This is a genomic window from Knoellia sp. 3-2P3, from assembly GCF_029223115.1.
In the GTDB taxonomy this organism is placed as follows: domain Bacteria; phylum Actinomycetota; class Actinomycetes; order Actinomycetales; family Dermatophilaceae; genus Pedococcus_A.
Genome location: NZ_JARGZE010000002.1, coordinates 545,146 through 559,959, shown reverse-complemented (window position 1 = coordinate 559,959; position 14,814 = coordinate 545,146). Strand labels below are relative to the sequence as shown.

Sequence of the window (14,814 nt, the reverse complement as noted above, 5' to 3'; positions counted from 1 at the left end):
GATGTCCCAGCGTTGGAAGACAGCGGTGGTGGTGGCGGCGACCGGTCTGGCCCTGACGGCCTGCGGCAGCCCGGGGAGCCCGGGGGCGGCGGCCCAGGAAGGCGACGGGGGCACGGCGGCCGAGGCCTACAAGGTCGGCCTCGTCTACTCCAAGTCCGGACCTCTCGCGAGCTACGGCGAGCAGTACCGCCAAGGCTTCACGGCCGGGCTCGACCACGCCACCAAGGGCAGCGGCGAGGTGAACGGCCACAAGATCGAGGTCACCGAGCAGGACGACGCGAGCGACCCCGCGAAGGCCACGTCGGCCGTCACCAGCCTGGTCGGCCAGGGCGCCAAGGTCATCGCCGGCTCCACGGCCTCGGGAGTCGCGCTCCAGGTGGCCCCGCTCGCCAAGGACAACAAGGTCCTGTTCATCTCGGGCCCGGCCGCGGCCGATGGCGTGACCGGCGCCAACAAGTACACCTTCCGCTCCGGTCGCCAGACCTTCCAGGACATCACCACCGCCGGCTCGATGATCGGTGACGTCAAGGGCAGGAAGGTCACCGTCTTCGCGCAGGACTCGGCGTTCGGCAAGGCCAACGAGGCCGGTGTGAAGGCGATCCTGGGTGCCAAGGGCGCGACCGTCACGTCCGTGCTCGCCCCGGCGGCTGCCACCGACCTGACCCCGTTCGCGACCCAGATCAAGCGCCAGAAGCCGGACCTGCTGTTCGTCGCCTGGGCCGGCACCAACGCCTCCACCATGTGGCAGACCCTCGACCAGCAGGGCGTCTTCGCGACCACCAAGGTGGTCACCGGGCTCGACATCAAGGCGACCCACGCGCTGTTCGGCTCGGCCGGCGACAAGATCGACTTCCTCTCCCACTTCTTCGACGGCGCGGCCGACAACCCGGCGTACCAGGCCCTCGAGGCGGGGATGAAGAAGCAGGGCGGGACCGTCGACCTGTTCACCCACGACGGCTTCACCGCGGCGCAGATGGTCGTCCGGGCCCTCACCGAGGGCGGGAGCGACGTGGACAAGATGGTCTCCGCGCTCGAAGGCTGGACGTTCGAGGGGCCCAAGGGCTCGATGGAGATCCGCGCCGAGGACCACGCGCTGCTCCAGCCGATGTTCACGGTCAAGCTCGTCAAGGACGGCACCGGCTTCAAGCCCGAGCTGGTCAAGACCCTGGACCCCGCGGCCGTCGCCCCGCCGGTCACGCCGTTCAAGTGATCGAGGCACGCGGGATCGGCTGGCACGTCGGTGGCGCGCAGATCCTGGACGACATCTCCCTGACCGTTGGGGCCGGTGAGCTCCTGGGCATCATCGGCCCCAACGGGGCGGGCAAGTCCTCGCTGGTCAACATCCTCTCGGGGGTGCGCCGCCCGTCCAAGGGCTCCATCACCCTCGACGGGCGGGACGTGACCCGCCTTGGTGCCACTGCCCGCTCGCGGCGCGGGCTCTCACGCTCGTTCCAGACGTCGGCGCTCTTCGACGGCCTCACGGCGGCGGAGAACGTGCGGCTGGCCGTCCAGGGCACCATGCCCGGCCGGCTCTCCCTCGCCCGACCCGCCTCGGGCTCGGCCCCGGCGGAGCGGCTCGAGGGCCTGCTCGAACGGGTGCGGATGCCCGGCCGGGCGTCGGTCCTCGCGCGTGACCTCTCCCACGGCGACCGGCGCAAGCTCGAGCTGGCGATGGCGCTGGCGAGCGAGCCGTCCGTGCTCCTGCTCGACGAGCCCATGGCCGGCGTCTCGGCAGAGGACGTCGACGGCCTGACGGCGATCATCGGCGAGGTTCGCGATGCCGGGGTGGCGGTGCTGATGGTCGAGCACCACATGCACGTCGTGCTCGGGCTCGCCGACCGGGTGGCGGTCATCCACCACGGCAGACTCCTCGCCTGCGGCTCGGCCTCCGACGTGACGTCGGATGCCGAGGTGCAGCGGGCCTACCTGGGGGAGGCGCTGTGAGCGCGCCAGCGGTCGCCGGCCGGGCGACGCGGCCGTCCCCGATCCTGCGGGTGGAGGACCTGCACGTCCGCTACGGCGGCTCGCACATCCTCCAGGGCGTGTCCTTCGACGTGCCGGCGACAGGGGTGACCGCCCTGCTGGGCCGCAACGGCGTGGGCAAGACCACGACGCTGAAGGCCATCCTGGGGCTGGCGCCGCGCACCGGGGGTGTCTTCCTCGACGACAGCGACATCACTCGCTGGTCGGTCACCCGCACGGTCCGTGAAGGCGTGGGGTACGTGCCGGAGGACCGCGAGGTGTTCGGGGGCCTCACGGTCGACGAGAACCTGCGCCTGGTGGGTGGCGAGGTCGGTGCGGACGCGCCGATCGTCGCCGAGCTGTTTCCCGACCTGGTGCCGCGACGCGAGCAGCGGGCTGGAACGCTGTCGGGGGGCCAGCAGCAGATGGTGGCCCTGGCGCGAGTCCTGTTGCGCCCCAACCGCTTGCTGCTGGTCGACGAGCCGACCAAGGGCCTGGCCCCGAAGCTCGTCACCGAGGTGGCGGACGTCCTCGCGCGGGTCGCCGAGACCGCGCCCATCCTGCTCGTCGAGCAGAACCTGCCCGTCGTGCGACGCATCGCCGACACGGTGGTGGTGCTCGACGCCGGTCAGGTCGTGCACCGGGGGAGCGCCGAGGAGCTCGTGGCCGACCCGGAGCTGACGAGGGAGCTTCTCGGCGTGTCGATGAGAAGGGAGGCCCGGCAGTGAGCGAGGTGGTCCTGCTCGTCCTGACCGGTGTGGGGCTGGGAGCGCTGTACTTCCTGGCCGCGTCCGGGCTCAGCCTCATCTACGGCCTCATGGGCGTCCTGAACTTCGCCCACGGCGCGTTCATGGTCGCCGGCGCGTATGCCGGATGGCTCACCATGACCGGGCTCCCGGACACCATGGGCGCGGGGGTGCGCCTGGCGGTGGCCCTGGTCGTGGCCCTCGCCGTGGGCGCGGGGATCGGGCTCCTCGTCGAGGTGGTGCTGATCCGTCCGCTGTACCGGCACCACATCCAGCAGGTGCTGGTGACGGTCGGCCTGTCGCTCGCGGCCGTGGCGGCCGTGCAGGGCATCTGGGGCTCCGACGCCCACCCGCTGGAGAAGCCGCGGTGGCTCGCGTCCACGACCGACGTCGCCGGCGCGCAGATCCCCAACGACCGGTTCCTCTTCATCGCGGCCGCGCTGCTCCTCTTCGGGACGCTGATGGCCGTGCTGCACCTCACCCGGTTGGGCCTGGTCATCCGCGCAGGCGTCGAGAACCGCTCCATGGTGGAGGCGCTCGGCATCGACGTGCAGCGCACCTTCTCCGTGGTCTTCGCGGTCGGCGGCGCGGCTGCCGGGCTGGCGGGGCTGCTCGGCGGCGTGTACGCCAGCAGCGTCTCGCCGCTCCAGGGAGGCTCGATGCTGATCTTCGCCTTCATCGTGGTCGTCATCGGTGGCATGGGGTCGCTGGTGGGCACCGCTGTCGCGGCAGTGGCGGTGGGGCTCGTCCAACAGTTGGCGAACTACTACGCGGCCTCGGGAGTCGGCGACCTGTCCGTCGTCCTGCTGCTCGCCCTGGTGCTCCTCGTCCGCCCGGCCTCGATGCAGGGAGCTCACTGATGACCCGTCACCTCAAGGCCCTGCCCGCGCTGGCCCTGCTCCTGCTGCTCGCCTACCTGCCCTACGTGCCGGTCGGGTTGCCGGGACTGCTCCCCGGTCGGGTCAACGGGCCAGGCGCCATGCAGCTCCTCGCGACCTGCCTCACCATGGCGGGCATCGCGCTCAGCTACGACGTGCTGTTCGGCCGCACCGGTCTGCTCAGCTTCGGGCACGCGCTCTTCGTGGCCTCGGGGAGCTACGTCCTGACGATCTCCATGTCGACGCTGGGCCTGTCGCTCCCCATGGCCGCGGTGGCGTCGCTGGCCGCCACGACGTTGCTGGCCGTGGTCGTCGGTGGCATATCGCTGCGGGTGGGCGGCATCGCCTTCGCGATGGTCACCCTCGCCTTCGCCCAGGCCGCCTCGATCATCGTCATGCGCAACCCGGGCGACCTGACGGGCGGGGAGGAGGGCCGCAGCCTCAACCGCGAGCTGATGCCCGAGCTCTTCCTCGGCGTGGCGAACGCGCCCTACCGGTACTGGCTCGCCCTGGGCTTCGTGGCCGTCGCCTGGGGTGCCGTGTCCTGGCTCAGCCGCACGAGGGCCGGGCACGCCATGGCAGCGGTCCGTGAGAACGAGGCGCGCGCCGCGGTGCTCGGGTTCAGCGTCTACCGGGCGAAGCTGATCGCGATCGTGGTCGCCTCGTTCCTCGGCGGGCTGGGCGGTGTCGTCCACGCCGTCGTCCTCGGCGGCTCCAACCCTCACCTCACCACGGCCGAGTTCACCCTGTCGCTGCTGGTGATGGTGGTGCTCGGCGGCGCCGGCAGCAAGTGGGGCGCCGTGCTCGGCGGGTTCCTCTACACCTACGCCGATGCACGGCTCGTGGAGCTGAGCGGCTCCTCGCTGCTGCAGTCGATGCACGGAGTCGTGGGTGAGGTCGTGTCGCAGCCGCTCTTCGTGCTCGGCACCTTCTTCGTGATCGTGGTCTACTTCGCGCCCACGGGCCTGACCGGCCTCGGCAAGCGCGTTCTGCGCAAGGAGAGAGTGTGATGGCCCAGACCGAGCAGCTGCTGCGCGTCGACGTCGAGGGCGGCGCCGTCGCCGTCCACGACCTCAGCCGGGGTGTGCCGCGAGAGGGCGCGCCGGTCGTCCTGGCAGCCCACGGCATCACCGCCAACGGCCTGATGTGGAGGCCGGTGGCCGACGAGCTGGCGCGGCGTCGCGGCGAGGGTGCGGTGCGCTTCCTGGCACCGGACCTGCGTGGACGTGGTGCCAGCAACGCCGTCCGCGGTCCCTTCGGCCTCGCGGCCCACGCTGCCGACCTGGTGGCCGTGGCCCGTGAGGTGGGGGACTGCCCCGTCCTCGTCGGGCACTCCATGGGCGCGTTCATCGCCGCGCTGACGGTCGCCACGGCATCGGGGAGCTTTCGCGGCGCGGTGCTCGTCGACGGCGGGCTGGCCTTCCCGGCTCCCGCCGACCTCGACATCGACGCCGCCCTCCAGAAGGTCATCGGCCCCGCGATGCAGCGCCTGGGCATGCGCTTCCCGAGCCAGGAGGCCTACCTCGCGTTCTGGGGCGAGCACCCGGCGCTGGGTCCGGCGCTGACGGGGGAGGGCGCCGACGCGGTGCGCGGCTACATCCTCCACGACCTCGTGCGCGACCCGGACGGTCAGTGGGTCTCGTCGTGCCTGCTCGACGCCGTGCGGGCCGATGGGGCCGACGTCCTCGCCGACGAGCGCACCCACGCTGCGGTCGCGGAGGCGGCGGTCAGGGGCGTCTCGCTCGACTTCGTCTGGGCCCACCGGGGGCTGCTCGACGAGCCGCAGGGGCTCTACGACGCCGGCCGGCTCGACACACTGGGCGTGCCCGAGCAGGTGCGCGTCCGCTCGGTGGACGCCAACCACTACAGCGTGGTGCTGGACGGCCCCGGGGTGGCGGCCGTCGTCGACGCGATCGAGGGTCAGCTCGACGTCATCAGGTGACGCAGCCGCAGGGCCAGCTGCAGCTCCAGTGACTGCCGCGGGTGCTGCCACTGCGCGCCGAGCAGGGCCGAGATGCGGTCCAGCCGCTGGCTGACCGTGTTGACGTGGAGGTGCAGGGCCGTGGCGGCGTGGCGCGGGCTGGTGCCGGCGTCGAAGTAGGCCGCGAGCGTCTTGACCAGCTCGGACCCCCGGCGCTCGTCGTAGTCGAGCAGCGGTCCGAGGTGGCGGCGCACGTAGCCGTCGACGTCCGGGTCGTTCCCGACGACCAGACCCGCGAAGCCGAGGTGGGCGGCCGAGGCGCCCGTGCCCTTCATCCCGAGCGCGCACAGCGCGGCAGAGGTGCGGGCCGCCTCCGCCCAGGACGCGGGCACGTCCTCGGGCGCCCGCACCGGACCGGCGCCGCCGACCGTGATGCTGCCGAGCCGGCGCAGCCGGCGGGCGAGCTCGGCCGCGGCGCCCTGGGGGTCCTCGGAGGGCACCAGCGCGACCACCCGGCCGTCGTGCTCGCCGGCGATGGACCCGGGTCCCGCTGCGGCGTGTGCGGACATCAGCAGCGTCCTGCGGGGGACGTCGTCGCCGGCGGTCGCCACGAGGACCACGTGGGGGCGGGTGGGGTCCACGCCGCTGGCCCGGGCCCTGGTCTGGAGGGCGCTGGTGTCGCCTCGCCCCGTGATGAGGTCGGAGACGAGGTCGGTGCGCACCCGCTGCTCCGCGTCAGCGGCGGCGCGCTCGAAGAGGAGCACGAGGGCCGAGACGACCGCCGCGCGCTCCAGGGTGCGCTGGTCGGACTCGTCGAGGTGCGCGACTCCGCCGAGGACGAGCACCCCCATCTGCGAGTGCGCGGCCTGCACACCGATGGCCCACGTCGTGCCGTCGTGCGCCAGGCGGCCCGTGCGGGTGGTGTCGCGCACGGCCGGGTTCGCCTGCAGGGCGGCGAGGTGGGGGTCCTCCTGGGACGAGCCGTCCGACTGGCTCAGGAGCTCGCCCTCGTCACCGAGCAGGACGACCCAGCCGCCGAGCAGCTCGGCCAGGGCGGCCGTGATGTCCTCCACGCCACCGCCCTCGAGCACCAGCGCCGCGAACCGGTCGTGGGCCGCGGCGGCCCGCTCGATGCCCGCCGTGTGGTGCCGCACCAGTTCGTGGGCGGCCGAGAGCTGGGCCAGGGCGTCCGCCGTCTCGGCGGCGGCCCGGGTCTGCACGATCGACACGGCGGCCAGTGCGGCGAGCGAGGCCAGCAGGGCGACCTGGTCGGGGCTGAAGGGGCGGGTCGAGCGGTTCGCCGCGAACAGCACACCGAGGAACTCGCCCTCCGCCAGCAGCGGGGTGCCGCAGATGGAGACCAGGCCCTCGTCGCCCACGGCGCTGTCGATCTGGCCGGTGTGCTGGAACCGGTCGTCGTGGAAGTAGTCGGCCGTCCAGTACGGCTTGCGGCTCTTGGCCACCAGGCCGCCGAGGCCGTCGCCGAAGGAGAGCCGCACCACCTGGAACTCGGCGCTCACCGAGCCGTCGGTCGCCCGCATGAAGGTGTCGCCGGCCTCGGGGTCGTAGAGCGTCAGGTAGGCCACGTCGGTGCCCAGGAGGGTCCTTGCGCGTCGCACGATGGCGTCGAGGACTCCCGAAGGGTCGCGGAGCGCGGCGAGGTCGCGGGCCGTGTCGACCAGGGCGGTGAGCTCGGCCTCGCGGCGCCGGCGGGACTCCAGGGCCGCGCGCACCCGCAGGGCGAGCTCGCGTGCCTCACCGTCGGAGTCGTCCACCGCCGACAGCTCGGCCACGGGGGCTCCCTCGGCCAGCAGTCGGAGCAGGCGCAGCGCGGCGGGCTCGTCGGTGTCCATCGGGGCGATCCTAGGACTGTCTCCGGTCAGGCTCATGGCGGGCTCAGTGGGCGGTCCAGCCGCCGTCCATGGTGAACGAGCTCCCCGAGATGGACGCGGCCGACGGCCCGCACAGGTAGGCGACGAGGTCGGCCACCTCGGAGGGCTCGATGAGCCGCTTGACGGCGACCGGGGTCAGCATCACCTTCTCGACCACCTCGTCCTCCCCGATGCCGTGCGCCCGGGCCTGGTCGGCGATCTGCCGCTCCACCAGCGGGGTGCGCACGTAGGCCGGGTTGACGCAGTTGCTGGTGACGCCGTGCGGGGCGCCTTCCAGGGCGGTGACCTTCGACAGGCCCTCGAGGCCGTGCTTCGCCGACACGTAGGCCGACTTGTACGGGCTGGCGCGCAGGCCGTGGACGCTGGAGACGTTGACGACGCGACCCCACTCACCGGCATACATGTGGGGGAGCACGCGCCGCACGAGGCGGAACGGCGAGGTGAGCATGAGCCGGATGATGAGGTCCCAGGTCTCCGTGGGGAAGTCCTCGATGGGGCTGACGTGCTGGATGCCCGCGTTGTTGACGAGGATGTCGACCTGCGCCGGCAGGGCGTCCACGGCGTCGAGGTCGGCGAGGTCCACGGGCAGGGGCGTCACCGCGCCCACGTCGGCGAACTGGCGCAGGCCCTCCCCGTCGCGGTCGACGGCATACACCTTCGCGCCGGCCCCGGCGAGGCGCGTCACGCAGGCCGCGCCGATGCCGCTGGCGGCGCCGGTGACCAGGGCCGTGCGCCCGGTGAGGTCGAGCTGCGGGGCTGGCTCGGTCGTCGTCGACATGCGCCGAAGACTAGGTAGCGACCCCGGCGGCGGGCGTGTGCGCCGACCCCACAGTTCGACCCCATCGTGTGTGGGCCCGCCCTCGGGGTGGGCGGGCGCCCGCGGCTCGTCCTAGATGTCGCGGAAGGTCTCGATGGTCGCGCCGAGGGCGTTGAGGCGCTCGGCGAGGTCCTCGTAGCCACGGTTGATCACGTAGACGTTGCGCAGCACCGACGTGCCGGGGGCCGCCAGCATCGCGAGCAGCACGACCACGCCCGGCCGCAGCGCCGGCGGGCAGATGACCTCGGCGGCCCGCCAGCGGGTGGGGCCCTCGATCATCACCCGGTGCGGGTCGAGCAGCTGCACCTTGGCGCCCACCTTGGTGAGCTCGGTCAGGTAGATCGCCCTGTTCTCGTAGACCCAGTCGTGCACCATCGTCGTGCCCTCGGCGCAGGCGGCGATCAGGGCGAAGAACGGCAGGTTGTCGATGTTGAGGCCGGGGAACGGCATCGGGTGGATCTTGTCGATCGGCGCGTGCAGCTGCCCCGGCATCGTCGTCAGGTCGACGAGTCGGGTGCGGCCGTTCGCGGAGAGGTACTCGTCGGTGATGCCGTACTTCATGCCCATGCCCTCGAGCGTGGCGAGCTCGATCTCGAGGAACTCGATCGGCACCCGCTTGATGGTGATCTCCGAGCTGGTCACGACCGCTGCGGCGAGCAGGCTCATCGCCTCGATCGGGTCCTCCGAGGGAGAGAACTGGACGTCGACGTCGATGTGGCGACGGCCGCGCACGGTGAGCGTGGTCGTGCCGATGCCGTCGATCTCGACGCCGAGCTCCTGGAGGAAGAAGCAGAGGTCCTGGACCATGTAGTTCGGGCTGGCGTTGCGGATGACGGTCTCGCCCTCGTGGCGGGCGGCGGCGAGCAGCACGTTCTCGGTGACGGTGTCGCCGCGCTCGGTGAGCACGATCGGCTTGCCGGGGGTGATCTGGGGGTTGACCGAGGCGTCGTAGAAGCCGGCGGTGGCCGTGACGCCGAGCCCGAAGGACCGAAGCGCGGCCAGGTGGGGCTCGACGGTGCGTGTGCCGAGGTCGCAGCCGCCGGCGTAGGGGAGCTGGAACTGCTCGAGCTCGTGCAGGAGCGGCCCGAGGAACATGATCACGGTGCGGGTGCGACGTGCGGCGGCGATGTCGATGTTGGCCAGGTCGAGCTGGGCCGGCGGGGTGATCTCGAGGTCGTTGCTGTCCGGCAGCCAGCGGGTGCGCACGCCGATCGAGGTGAGCACCTCGATGATGCGGTTGACCTCCTCGATGCGGGCCAGGCTGCGCAGCGTGGTGCGGCCCTTGTTGAGCAGCGAGGCGCACAGCAGGGCAACCGCGGCGTTCTTGGAGGTCTTGACGTCGATCGACCCCGACAGGGGGGTGCCGCCGACGATGCGCAGGTGCTGCGGCCCGCTGTGGCCGAGCGAGACGAACTCGGAGTCGAGGCTCTCGCCGATGCGGGCAAGCATCTCAAGACTGAGATTCTGCTTGCCCTGTTCGATGCGGGCCACGGCGCTCTGGCTCGTGCCGAGGGACTCGGCAAGCTCGTTCTGGGTCATGCCCTTGTGGCGGCGGGCGTCACGAATGAGGGTGCCGATGCGCGTCAGGTAGGTCGAAGTCACGCCAAGGAAGGTAACTCACATATGAGATAGATGCACACCGACGCGCCGGAAGCCCGGGTAGCCGGCCCGGGCGCGCAACCCAGAGCACGGTACCCGCAACCAGGACCGCAGCCCAGTGCGATCTCAGCTGGTGAGCGACCGCTCCGTCAGGGGGCACAGGACTGAGCCACGCACGTGGCCGGCACACCGTCAGTGACGGTGTGCCGGCCATGTGGGTCAGGTGCGTCAGGCGGGGACGCTGGCCACACCAGGGGGAAGGAAGCGCTTGCCGGCGACGTTCTCGGAGATGCCCTCCCGGTCGAGCAGCGGCGTCAGGCCGCCGTTCCAGAACTGGAACCCGGCGCCGGTGATCATCGCGAGGTCGATGTCCATCGGTGCCTGGGCGACTCCCTCGTCGAGCATGAGGCGGGCCTCCTCGGCGAGCACCGACAGCACGCGCTCGCGCACCTGCTCGACGGTGAGTACCACCGGGTCGGCCGGCTTCTCGAAGAGCGCCTCGACCTCGGGGTCGACGACCGGCCTGCCCTCGGGCCAGACGTAGATGGCCGGCTTCTTGGCCGCGACGACCCGGCGCAGGTTCTCCGAGACGTAGAAGCGGTCGGGGAAGGCCTTGGCGAGGGTCTCGTTGTTGTGCAGGGCGATCGCCGGACCCACCAGGCCGAGCAGGACGAACGGCGGCATCGGGGCCAGGCCCGCGAACGCCTTGTCGGCCACCTCGATCGGGGTGCCCTCGTCGACCACCTTCGCGACCTCGCCCATGAAGCGGCCGAGGAGGCGGTTGACGATGAAGGACGGGGAGTCCTTCACCAGGATGGTCGTCTTCTTCAGCGCCCTGCCGGTGGCGAACGCCGTGGCGAGCGTGGCGTCGTCGGTGCGCTCGCCCTTGATGATCTCGAGCAGGGGCATGACGGCGACCGGGTTGAAGAAGTGGAAGCCGACGACCCGCTCGGGGTGCGCCAGGTCGGCCGCCATCTCGGTGATCGACAGCGACGAGGTGTTGGTGGCGAGCACGCACTCGGGGCTGACGATGGCCTCGACCTCGGCCCACACCGTCTTCTTGACGCCCATCTCCTCGAAGACGGCCTCGATGACGAAGTCGGCGTCGGCGAAGCCGTCCTTGGACGTGGAGCCGGTGACCAGCGCCTTGAGGCGGTTGGCCCTGTCCTGTCCCAGCCGGCCCTTGGCGAGCAGCTTGTCGACCTCGCCCCGGACGTAGGCCACGCCCTTGGCCACGCGCTCCTGGTCGAGGTCGGTCATCACGACCGGCACCTCGAGCCGCTGCGCGAACAGCAGGGCGAGCTGGCTGGCCATGAGGCCGGCCCCGACGATGCCGACCTTGGTGACCGGGCGGGCGAGCGCCTTGTCGGGCGCGCCGGCCGGTCGCTTGGCGCGACGCTGCACGAGGTCGAACGAGTACAACCCGGCGCGCAGCTCGTCACCCATGACGAGGTCGGCCAGCGCCTCGTCCTCGGCCGTGAACGCCTCGTCGCGGGTGGCGGTGCGGGCTGCCTGCACGAGCTGCAGCGCGCGGTACGGCGCCGGCGACTTGCCGCCGGTCTTGAGGTCGACCAGGCCCTTGGCGGCCTTGACCGCCGCAGCCCACTCGGCCTCCTCGCGCGAGACCTCGGGACGCTGCACGGTGACCTCGCCGGAGACGACACCGGCCGCCCAGCGCAGCGACTCCTCGAGGAAGTCGGCAGGCTCGAACATGACGTCGGCCATGCCGAGCGAGAACGCCTGCGGGCCCTTGAGCATCCGGTTCATGTTCATCGGGTTCTCGATGATGACGTTGAGCGCGTTCGCCGGACCGATGAGGTTCGGCAGCAGGTAGCAGCCGCCCCAGCCGGGGACGAGCCCGAGGAAGGTCTCCGGCAGCGCCACCGCCGGCACGCCGGAGGAGATGGTGCGGTAGTCGCACGCGAGCGAGATCTCCACCCCGCCGCCCATGGCGGCGCCGTTCACGAAGGCGAAGGTCGGGACCGGCAGGTCCATGATGGCCGCGTATGCCGCGTGGCCGGCGCGGGCCACCGCCAGCGCCTGCTCACGCTCGGCCGCCCCGGCCACCGCCTTGAGGTCGGCGCCGACGGCGAAGATGAACGGCTTGCCGGTGATGCCCACGGCCTGGACCTCGCCGGCCTTGGCGCGCCCGCGCAGGGCCTCGACGGCCGCGTGGATGCCCGCGATGCCCTGGGGCCCGAAGGTGTTGGGCTTGGTGTGGTCGAAGCCGTTGTCGAGGGTGATGAGCGCGAGGGTGCCGGCGCCGCCGGGGAGCTGGACGTCGCGCACGTGTGCGTGGGTCACGACCTCCTCGAAGCCCTCGTTGTTCGCGTTCTGGGGGGTCTGCTGCTCGCTCACGCGGCAACCTCCTTGCCGTAGTCGGCGTGGTGCGGGTTCTCCCAGATGATGGCGGCGCCCATGCCGATGCCGATGCACATCGCGGTCATGCCGTAGCGCACCTCGGGGTGCTCCTCGAACTGGCGGGCCAGCTGGTTCATGAGGCGGACGCCGGAGGAGGCCAGCGGGTGGCCGACCGCGATGGCGCCGCCGTACCGGTTGACGCGCTCGTCGTCGTCGGCGAGGCCGAAGTGGTCGAGGAACGCCAGGACCTGCACCGCGAAGGCCTCGTTGAGCTCGAAGAGGCCGATGTCGTCGATGGTGAGGCCGGCCTTCTTCAGGGCCTTCTCGGCGGCCGGGACCGGGCCGATGCCCATGACCTCGGGCTCGACACCGACGAAGGCGTAGTCGACCAGGCGCATCTTGACGGTCAGGCCGAGCTCCTCGGCAGCCTCGGCGCTGGCCAGGACGCACGCGGTGGCGCCGTCGTTGAGGCCGGCGCTGTTGCCTGCGGTGACCTTGCCGTGCGGGCGGAACGGGGTCTTCAGGCCGGCCAGGTCCGAGGTGGTCGTGCCCGGGCGCGGCGGCTCGTCGGCCGTGGCGAGGCCAAAGCCGAGCTCGTCGTGGCGGGTGGCGACCGGCACGAGGTCGGGCTGGATCTGGTTGTTGGCGTAGGCCTTGGCCAGCTTGTCCTGCGAGCCCACGGCGAACGCGTCGGAGCGCTCCCTGGTCAGCTCGGGGAAGCGGTCGTGCAGGTTCTCGGCTGTCTTGCCCATGACCAGGGCAGAGGGGTCGACGAGCTTCTCGGCGACGATCCGCGGGTTGGGGTCGACGCCCTCACCCATCGGGTGGCGGCCCATGTGCTCGACACCGCCGGCGATGGCGACGTCGATCGCGCCGAAGGCGATCGAGGAGGCCGTGGTGGTGACCGCGGTCAGGGCGCCGGCGCACATCCGGTCGACGGAGTAGCCGGGGGTGGTCTTGGGCAGACCGGCCAGCAGGCCGGCCATGCGGCCGATGGTCAGGCCCTGGTCGCCGATCTGGGTGGTGGCGGCGATGGCCACCTCCTCGACCCGCTCCGGCGGCAGACCGGGGTTGCGGCGCATGAGCTCGCGGATGCATTTGATGACGAGGTCGTCGGCACGGGTCTGGGCGTACATGCCCTTCTCCCCGGCCTTGCCGAACGGCGTCCTCACGCCGTCGACGAACACGACCTCACGCAGAGTGCGGGGCACGGGTGGCCTCCTGGCTAGGTGGTCGGTGGGACGTCACCGGCGAGCCGGTGGGTACTCCAGCGATGCTACTTGCCGGTAACCGCGGAGTCAGTCAGTCCCTCGGGTGAGAGCCGTCACCTCGGAAGGGGGCACGAGGGGGCCTGGTGCCGCTCGTGCGAGCGTCCGCGTGCTCGCGTGACGTCAGGCGTCGGGGTGCGCCTCGAACGCCGCAGCCACCATGGGCGCCACGATGTCTACCTGCCACTGCCGGGCGCCGAGCTCGAGCAGCGCGGCCGTGAAGCCGGCGGCTGAACGGTCCGCCGGCGGCGTCCAGATGACCCGGCGAAGGGGGTCGGGCGACATGACGTTCTCGACCGGGATGTCGTGCTCCTGGGCGAACGCGGTGAGCGCGGCACGGGTGGCGGTGAGCCGCTCGGCGGCGACGGGGTCGCGGTCGGCCCAGGCGCGCTGGGGTGGCGGCCCGTCGGAGCGCAGCGTCAGCGGCGGCAGGTCGGCCTCGGGGATCGCCTGGGCCCGCCGCACCGCCTCGAGCCACTGCCGCTGGTAGCGCTGGATGGCGCGGTGCCCGCGCGGCAGGTCGTGCACGCTCCGGGGCGCCGCCATGGCCAGCTCGACGAGCACCGCGTCGGGCAGGACCCGGCCGGGGGAGACGTCACGGTCCATGGCGATGCGGTCGCGGGTCTCCCACAGCTCGCGCACGACAGCGGCCCCGCGCCGCTGTCGCACCTTGTGCATGCCGGAGGTGCGGCGCCACGGGTCGACCCGCTGCCCCGGTCCGGTGAAGCCCAGCAGGGCCTCGAACTCCTCGCGGGCCCAGCCGGCCTTCCCCTGCCGGGCGAGGTCGACGCCCATGAGGTTGCGCAGCTCCACGAGCACCTCGACGTCGAGAGCCGCGTAGAGCAGCCACGGCTCGGGCAGCGGTCGGGTCGACCAGTCGACCGCCGAGTGCTCCTTGGCCAGCGAGAGGCCGAGGTAGTGCTCCACCACCGCGGCGAGCCCGACGCGGGGGAGGCCGAGCAGCCGCCCGGCCAGCTCGGTGTCGAACAGCTGCCGGGGTCGCAGCCCCACCTCGGCGAGACAGGGAAGGTCCTGGGTCGCGGCGTGCAGGATCCACTCCGCGCCGCCGATGGCCTCACCGACGGGGGAGAGGTCGGGCACCGCGATGGGGTCGATCAGCCAGGTGCCGGAACCTTCCCTGCGCAGCTGGACGAGGTACGCGCGCTGCCCGTACCGGTACCCCGAGGCCCGCTCGGCGTCGAGGGCCACCGGGCCCTCGCCGGCGCGGATCGCCTCTGCCGCCTCGAGGAGCCGTCGCTCGTCGGCGACGACGTCGGGGACACCTTCGGCGGGGGCGTCGAGCGGCGTCAGCGCCTCGGGCGCGGGCTCGACCGCTGGCTCGAGCGCGGGCTCGACCGCGGCCGCCGCCG

12 protein-coding genes are annotated in these 14,814 nt (G+C 72.1%); 6 read left to right on the top strand and 6 right to left on the bottom strand.

Annotation, left to right across the window (positions count from 1 at the left end; all coding sequences use genetic code 11):
• Window position 1 precedes the first annotated feature (1 nt).
• From P0Y31_RS08125 to P0Y31_RS08100, 6 genes are read left to right on the top strand one after another with little or no spacing between them, the layout of a single operon-like run.
• Window positions 2-1,210, top strand: coding sequence for a substrate-binding domain-containing protein (locus tag P0Y31_RS08125; RefSeq protein WP_275868163.1), 1,209 nt, complete (start codon window positions 2-4; stop codon window positions 1,208-1,210).
• The gene (locus P0Y31_RS08120) at window positions 1,207-1,944 is read left to right on the top strand and encodes an ABC transporter ATP-binding protein (protein ID WP_275868161.1); all 738 of its coding nucleotides are present in this window, start codon (window positions 1,207-1,209) and stop codon (window positions 1,942-1,944) included. The genes P0Y31_RS08125 and P0Y31_RS08120 overlap by 4 nt, the downstream gene beginning before the upstream one ends.
• Before the next feature lie 41 nt (window positions 1,945-1,985).
• Complete coding sequence (locus P0Y31_RS08115) at window positions 1,986-2,690, top strand: ABC transporter ATP-binding protein (RefSeq protein WP_275868915.1); 705 nt, start codon at window positions 1,986-1,988, stop codon at window positions 2,688-2,690.
• Window positions 2,687-3,568: a branched-chain amino acid ABC transporter permease gene (locus P0Y31_RS08110; RefSeq protein ID WP_275868159.1), complete on the top strand. Its 882-nt coding sequence runs from the start codon at window positions 2,687-2,689 to the stop codon at window positions 3,566-3,568. The genes P0Y31_RS08115 and P0Y31_RS08110 overlap by 4 nt, the downstream gene beginning before the upstream one ends.
• Window positions 3,568-4,596: a branched-chain amino acid ABC transporter permease gene (locus P0Y31_RS08105; RefSeq protein WP_275868157.1), complete on the top strand. Its 1,029-nt coding sequence runs from the start codon at window positions 3,568-3,570 to the stop codon at window positions 4,594-4,596. Before P0Y31_RS08110 ends, P0Y31_RS08105 begins: the two co-directional genes overlap by 1 nt.
• Window positions 4,596-5,528 (top strand): alpha/beta fold hydrolase, encoded by a 933-nt coding sequence (locus P0Y31_RS08100; RefSeq protein WP_275868155.1) that lies wholly within the window; start codon window positions 4,596-4,598, stop codon window positions 5,526-5,528. The genes P0Y31_RS08105 and P0Y31_RS08100 overlap by 1 nt, the downstream gene beginning before the upstream one ends.
• On the opposite strand, the gene P0Y31_RS08095 is transcribed toward P0Y31_RS08100, so the two are convergent.
• The 6 genes from P0Y31_RS08095 to P0Y31_RS08070 all read right to left on the bottom strand — a co-directional run bounded on the left by P0Y31_RS08095 (window position 5,507) and on the right by P0Y31_RS08070 (window position 14,755).
• The gene (locus P0Y31_RS08095) at window positions 5,507-7,360 is read right to left on the bottom strand and encodes a helix-turn-helix domain-containing protein (RefSeq protein ID WP_275868153.1); all 1,854 of its coding nucleotides are present in this window, start codon (window positions 7,358-7,360) and stop codon (window positions 5,507-5,509) included. The genes P0Y31_RS08100 and P0Y31_RS08095 overlap by 22 nt on opposite strands.
• A gap of 43 nt (window positions 7,361-7,403) precedes the next feature.
• Entirely contained in the window at window positions 7,404-8,177 is a 774-nt protein-coding gene (locus tag P0Y31_RS08090; protein ID WP_275868151.1) for a 3-hydroxybutyrate dehydrogenase, read from the bottom strand.
• Window positions 8,178-8,288: 111 nt separating this feature from the next.
• The gene (locus tag P0Y31_RS08085; RefSeq protein ID WP_275868149.1) at window positions 8,289-9,818 is read right to left on the bottom strand and encodes a UDP-N-acetylglucosamine 1-carboxyvinyltransferase; all 1,530 of its coding nucleotides are present in this window, start codon (window positions 9,816-9,818) and stop codon (window positions 8,289-8,291) included.
• A 225-nt stretch (window positions 9,819-10,043) separates the two neighbouring features.
• Window positions 10,044-12,173 carry a 3-hydroxyacyl-CoA dehydrogenase NAD-binding domain-containing protein gene (locus P0Y31_RS08080; RefSeq protein WP_275868147.1) on the bottom strand — a complete coding sequence of 710 codons (2,130 nt, stop codon included), beginning with the start codon at window positions 12,171-12,173 and terminating at the stop codon, window positions 10,044-10,046.
• On the bottom strand, window positions 12,170-13,387 hold the full coding sequence (locus P0Y31_RS08075) for a thiolase family protein (RefSeq protein ID WP_275868145.1): 1,218 nt from the start codon (window positions 13,385-13,387) through the stop codon (window positions 12,170-12,172). Before P0Y31_RS08075 ends, P0Y31_RS08080 begins: the two co-directional genes overlap by 4 nt.
• Window positions 13,388-13,567: 180 nt before the next feature.
• Window positions 13,568-14,755, bottom strand: coding sequence for an HRDC domain-containing protein (locus P0Y31_RS08070; RefSeq protein ID WP_275868914.1), 1,188 nt, complete (start codon window positions 14,753-14,755; stop codon window positions 13,568-13,570).
• Window positions 14,756-14,814: the final 59 nt, after the last annotated feature.

Excerpts from the sequence above, each read along its gene's own strand:
- P0Y31_RS08125 (WP_275868163.1), top strand. The coding sequence starts at position 2 with ATGTCCCAGCGTTGGAAGACAGCGGTGGTGGTGGCGGCGACCGGTCTG.
- P0Y31_RS08105 (WP_275868157.1), top strand. The coding sequence starts at position 3,568 with ATGACCCGTCACCTCAAGGCCCTGCCCGCGCTGGCCCTGCTCCTGCTG.
- P0Y31_RS08100 (WP_275868155.1), top strand. The coding sequence starts at position 4,596 with ATGGCCCAGACCGAGCAGCTGCTGCGCGTCGACGTCGAGGGCGGCGCC.
- P0Y31_RS08095 (WP_275868153.1), bottom strand. The coding sequence starts at position 7,360 with ATGGACACCGACGAGCCCGCCGCGCTGCGCCTGCTCCGACTGCTGGCC.
- P0Y31_RS08090 (WP_275868151.1), bottom strand. The coding sequence starts at position 8,177 with ATGTCGACGACGACCGAGCCAGCCCCGCAGCTCGACCTCACCGGGCGC.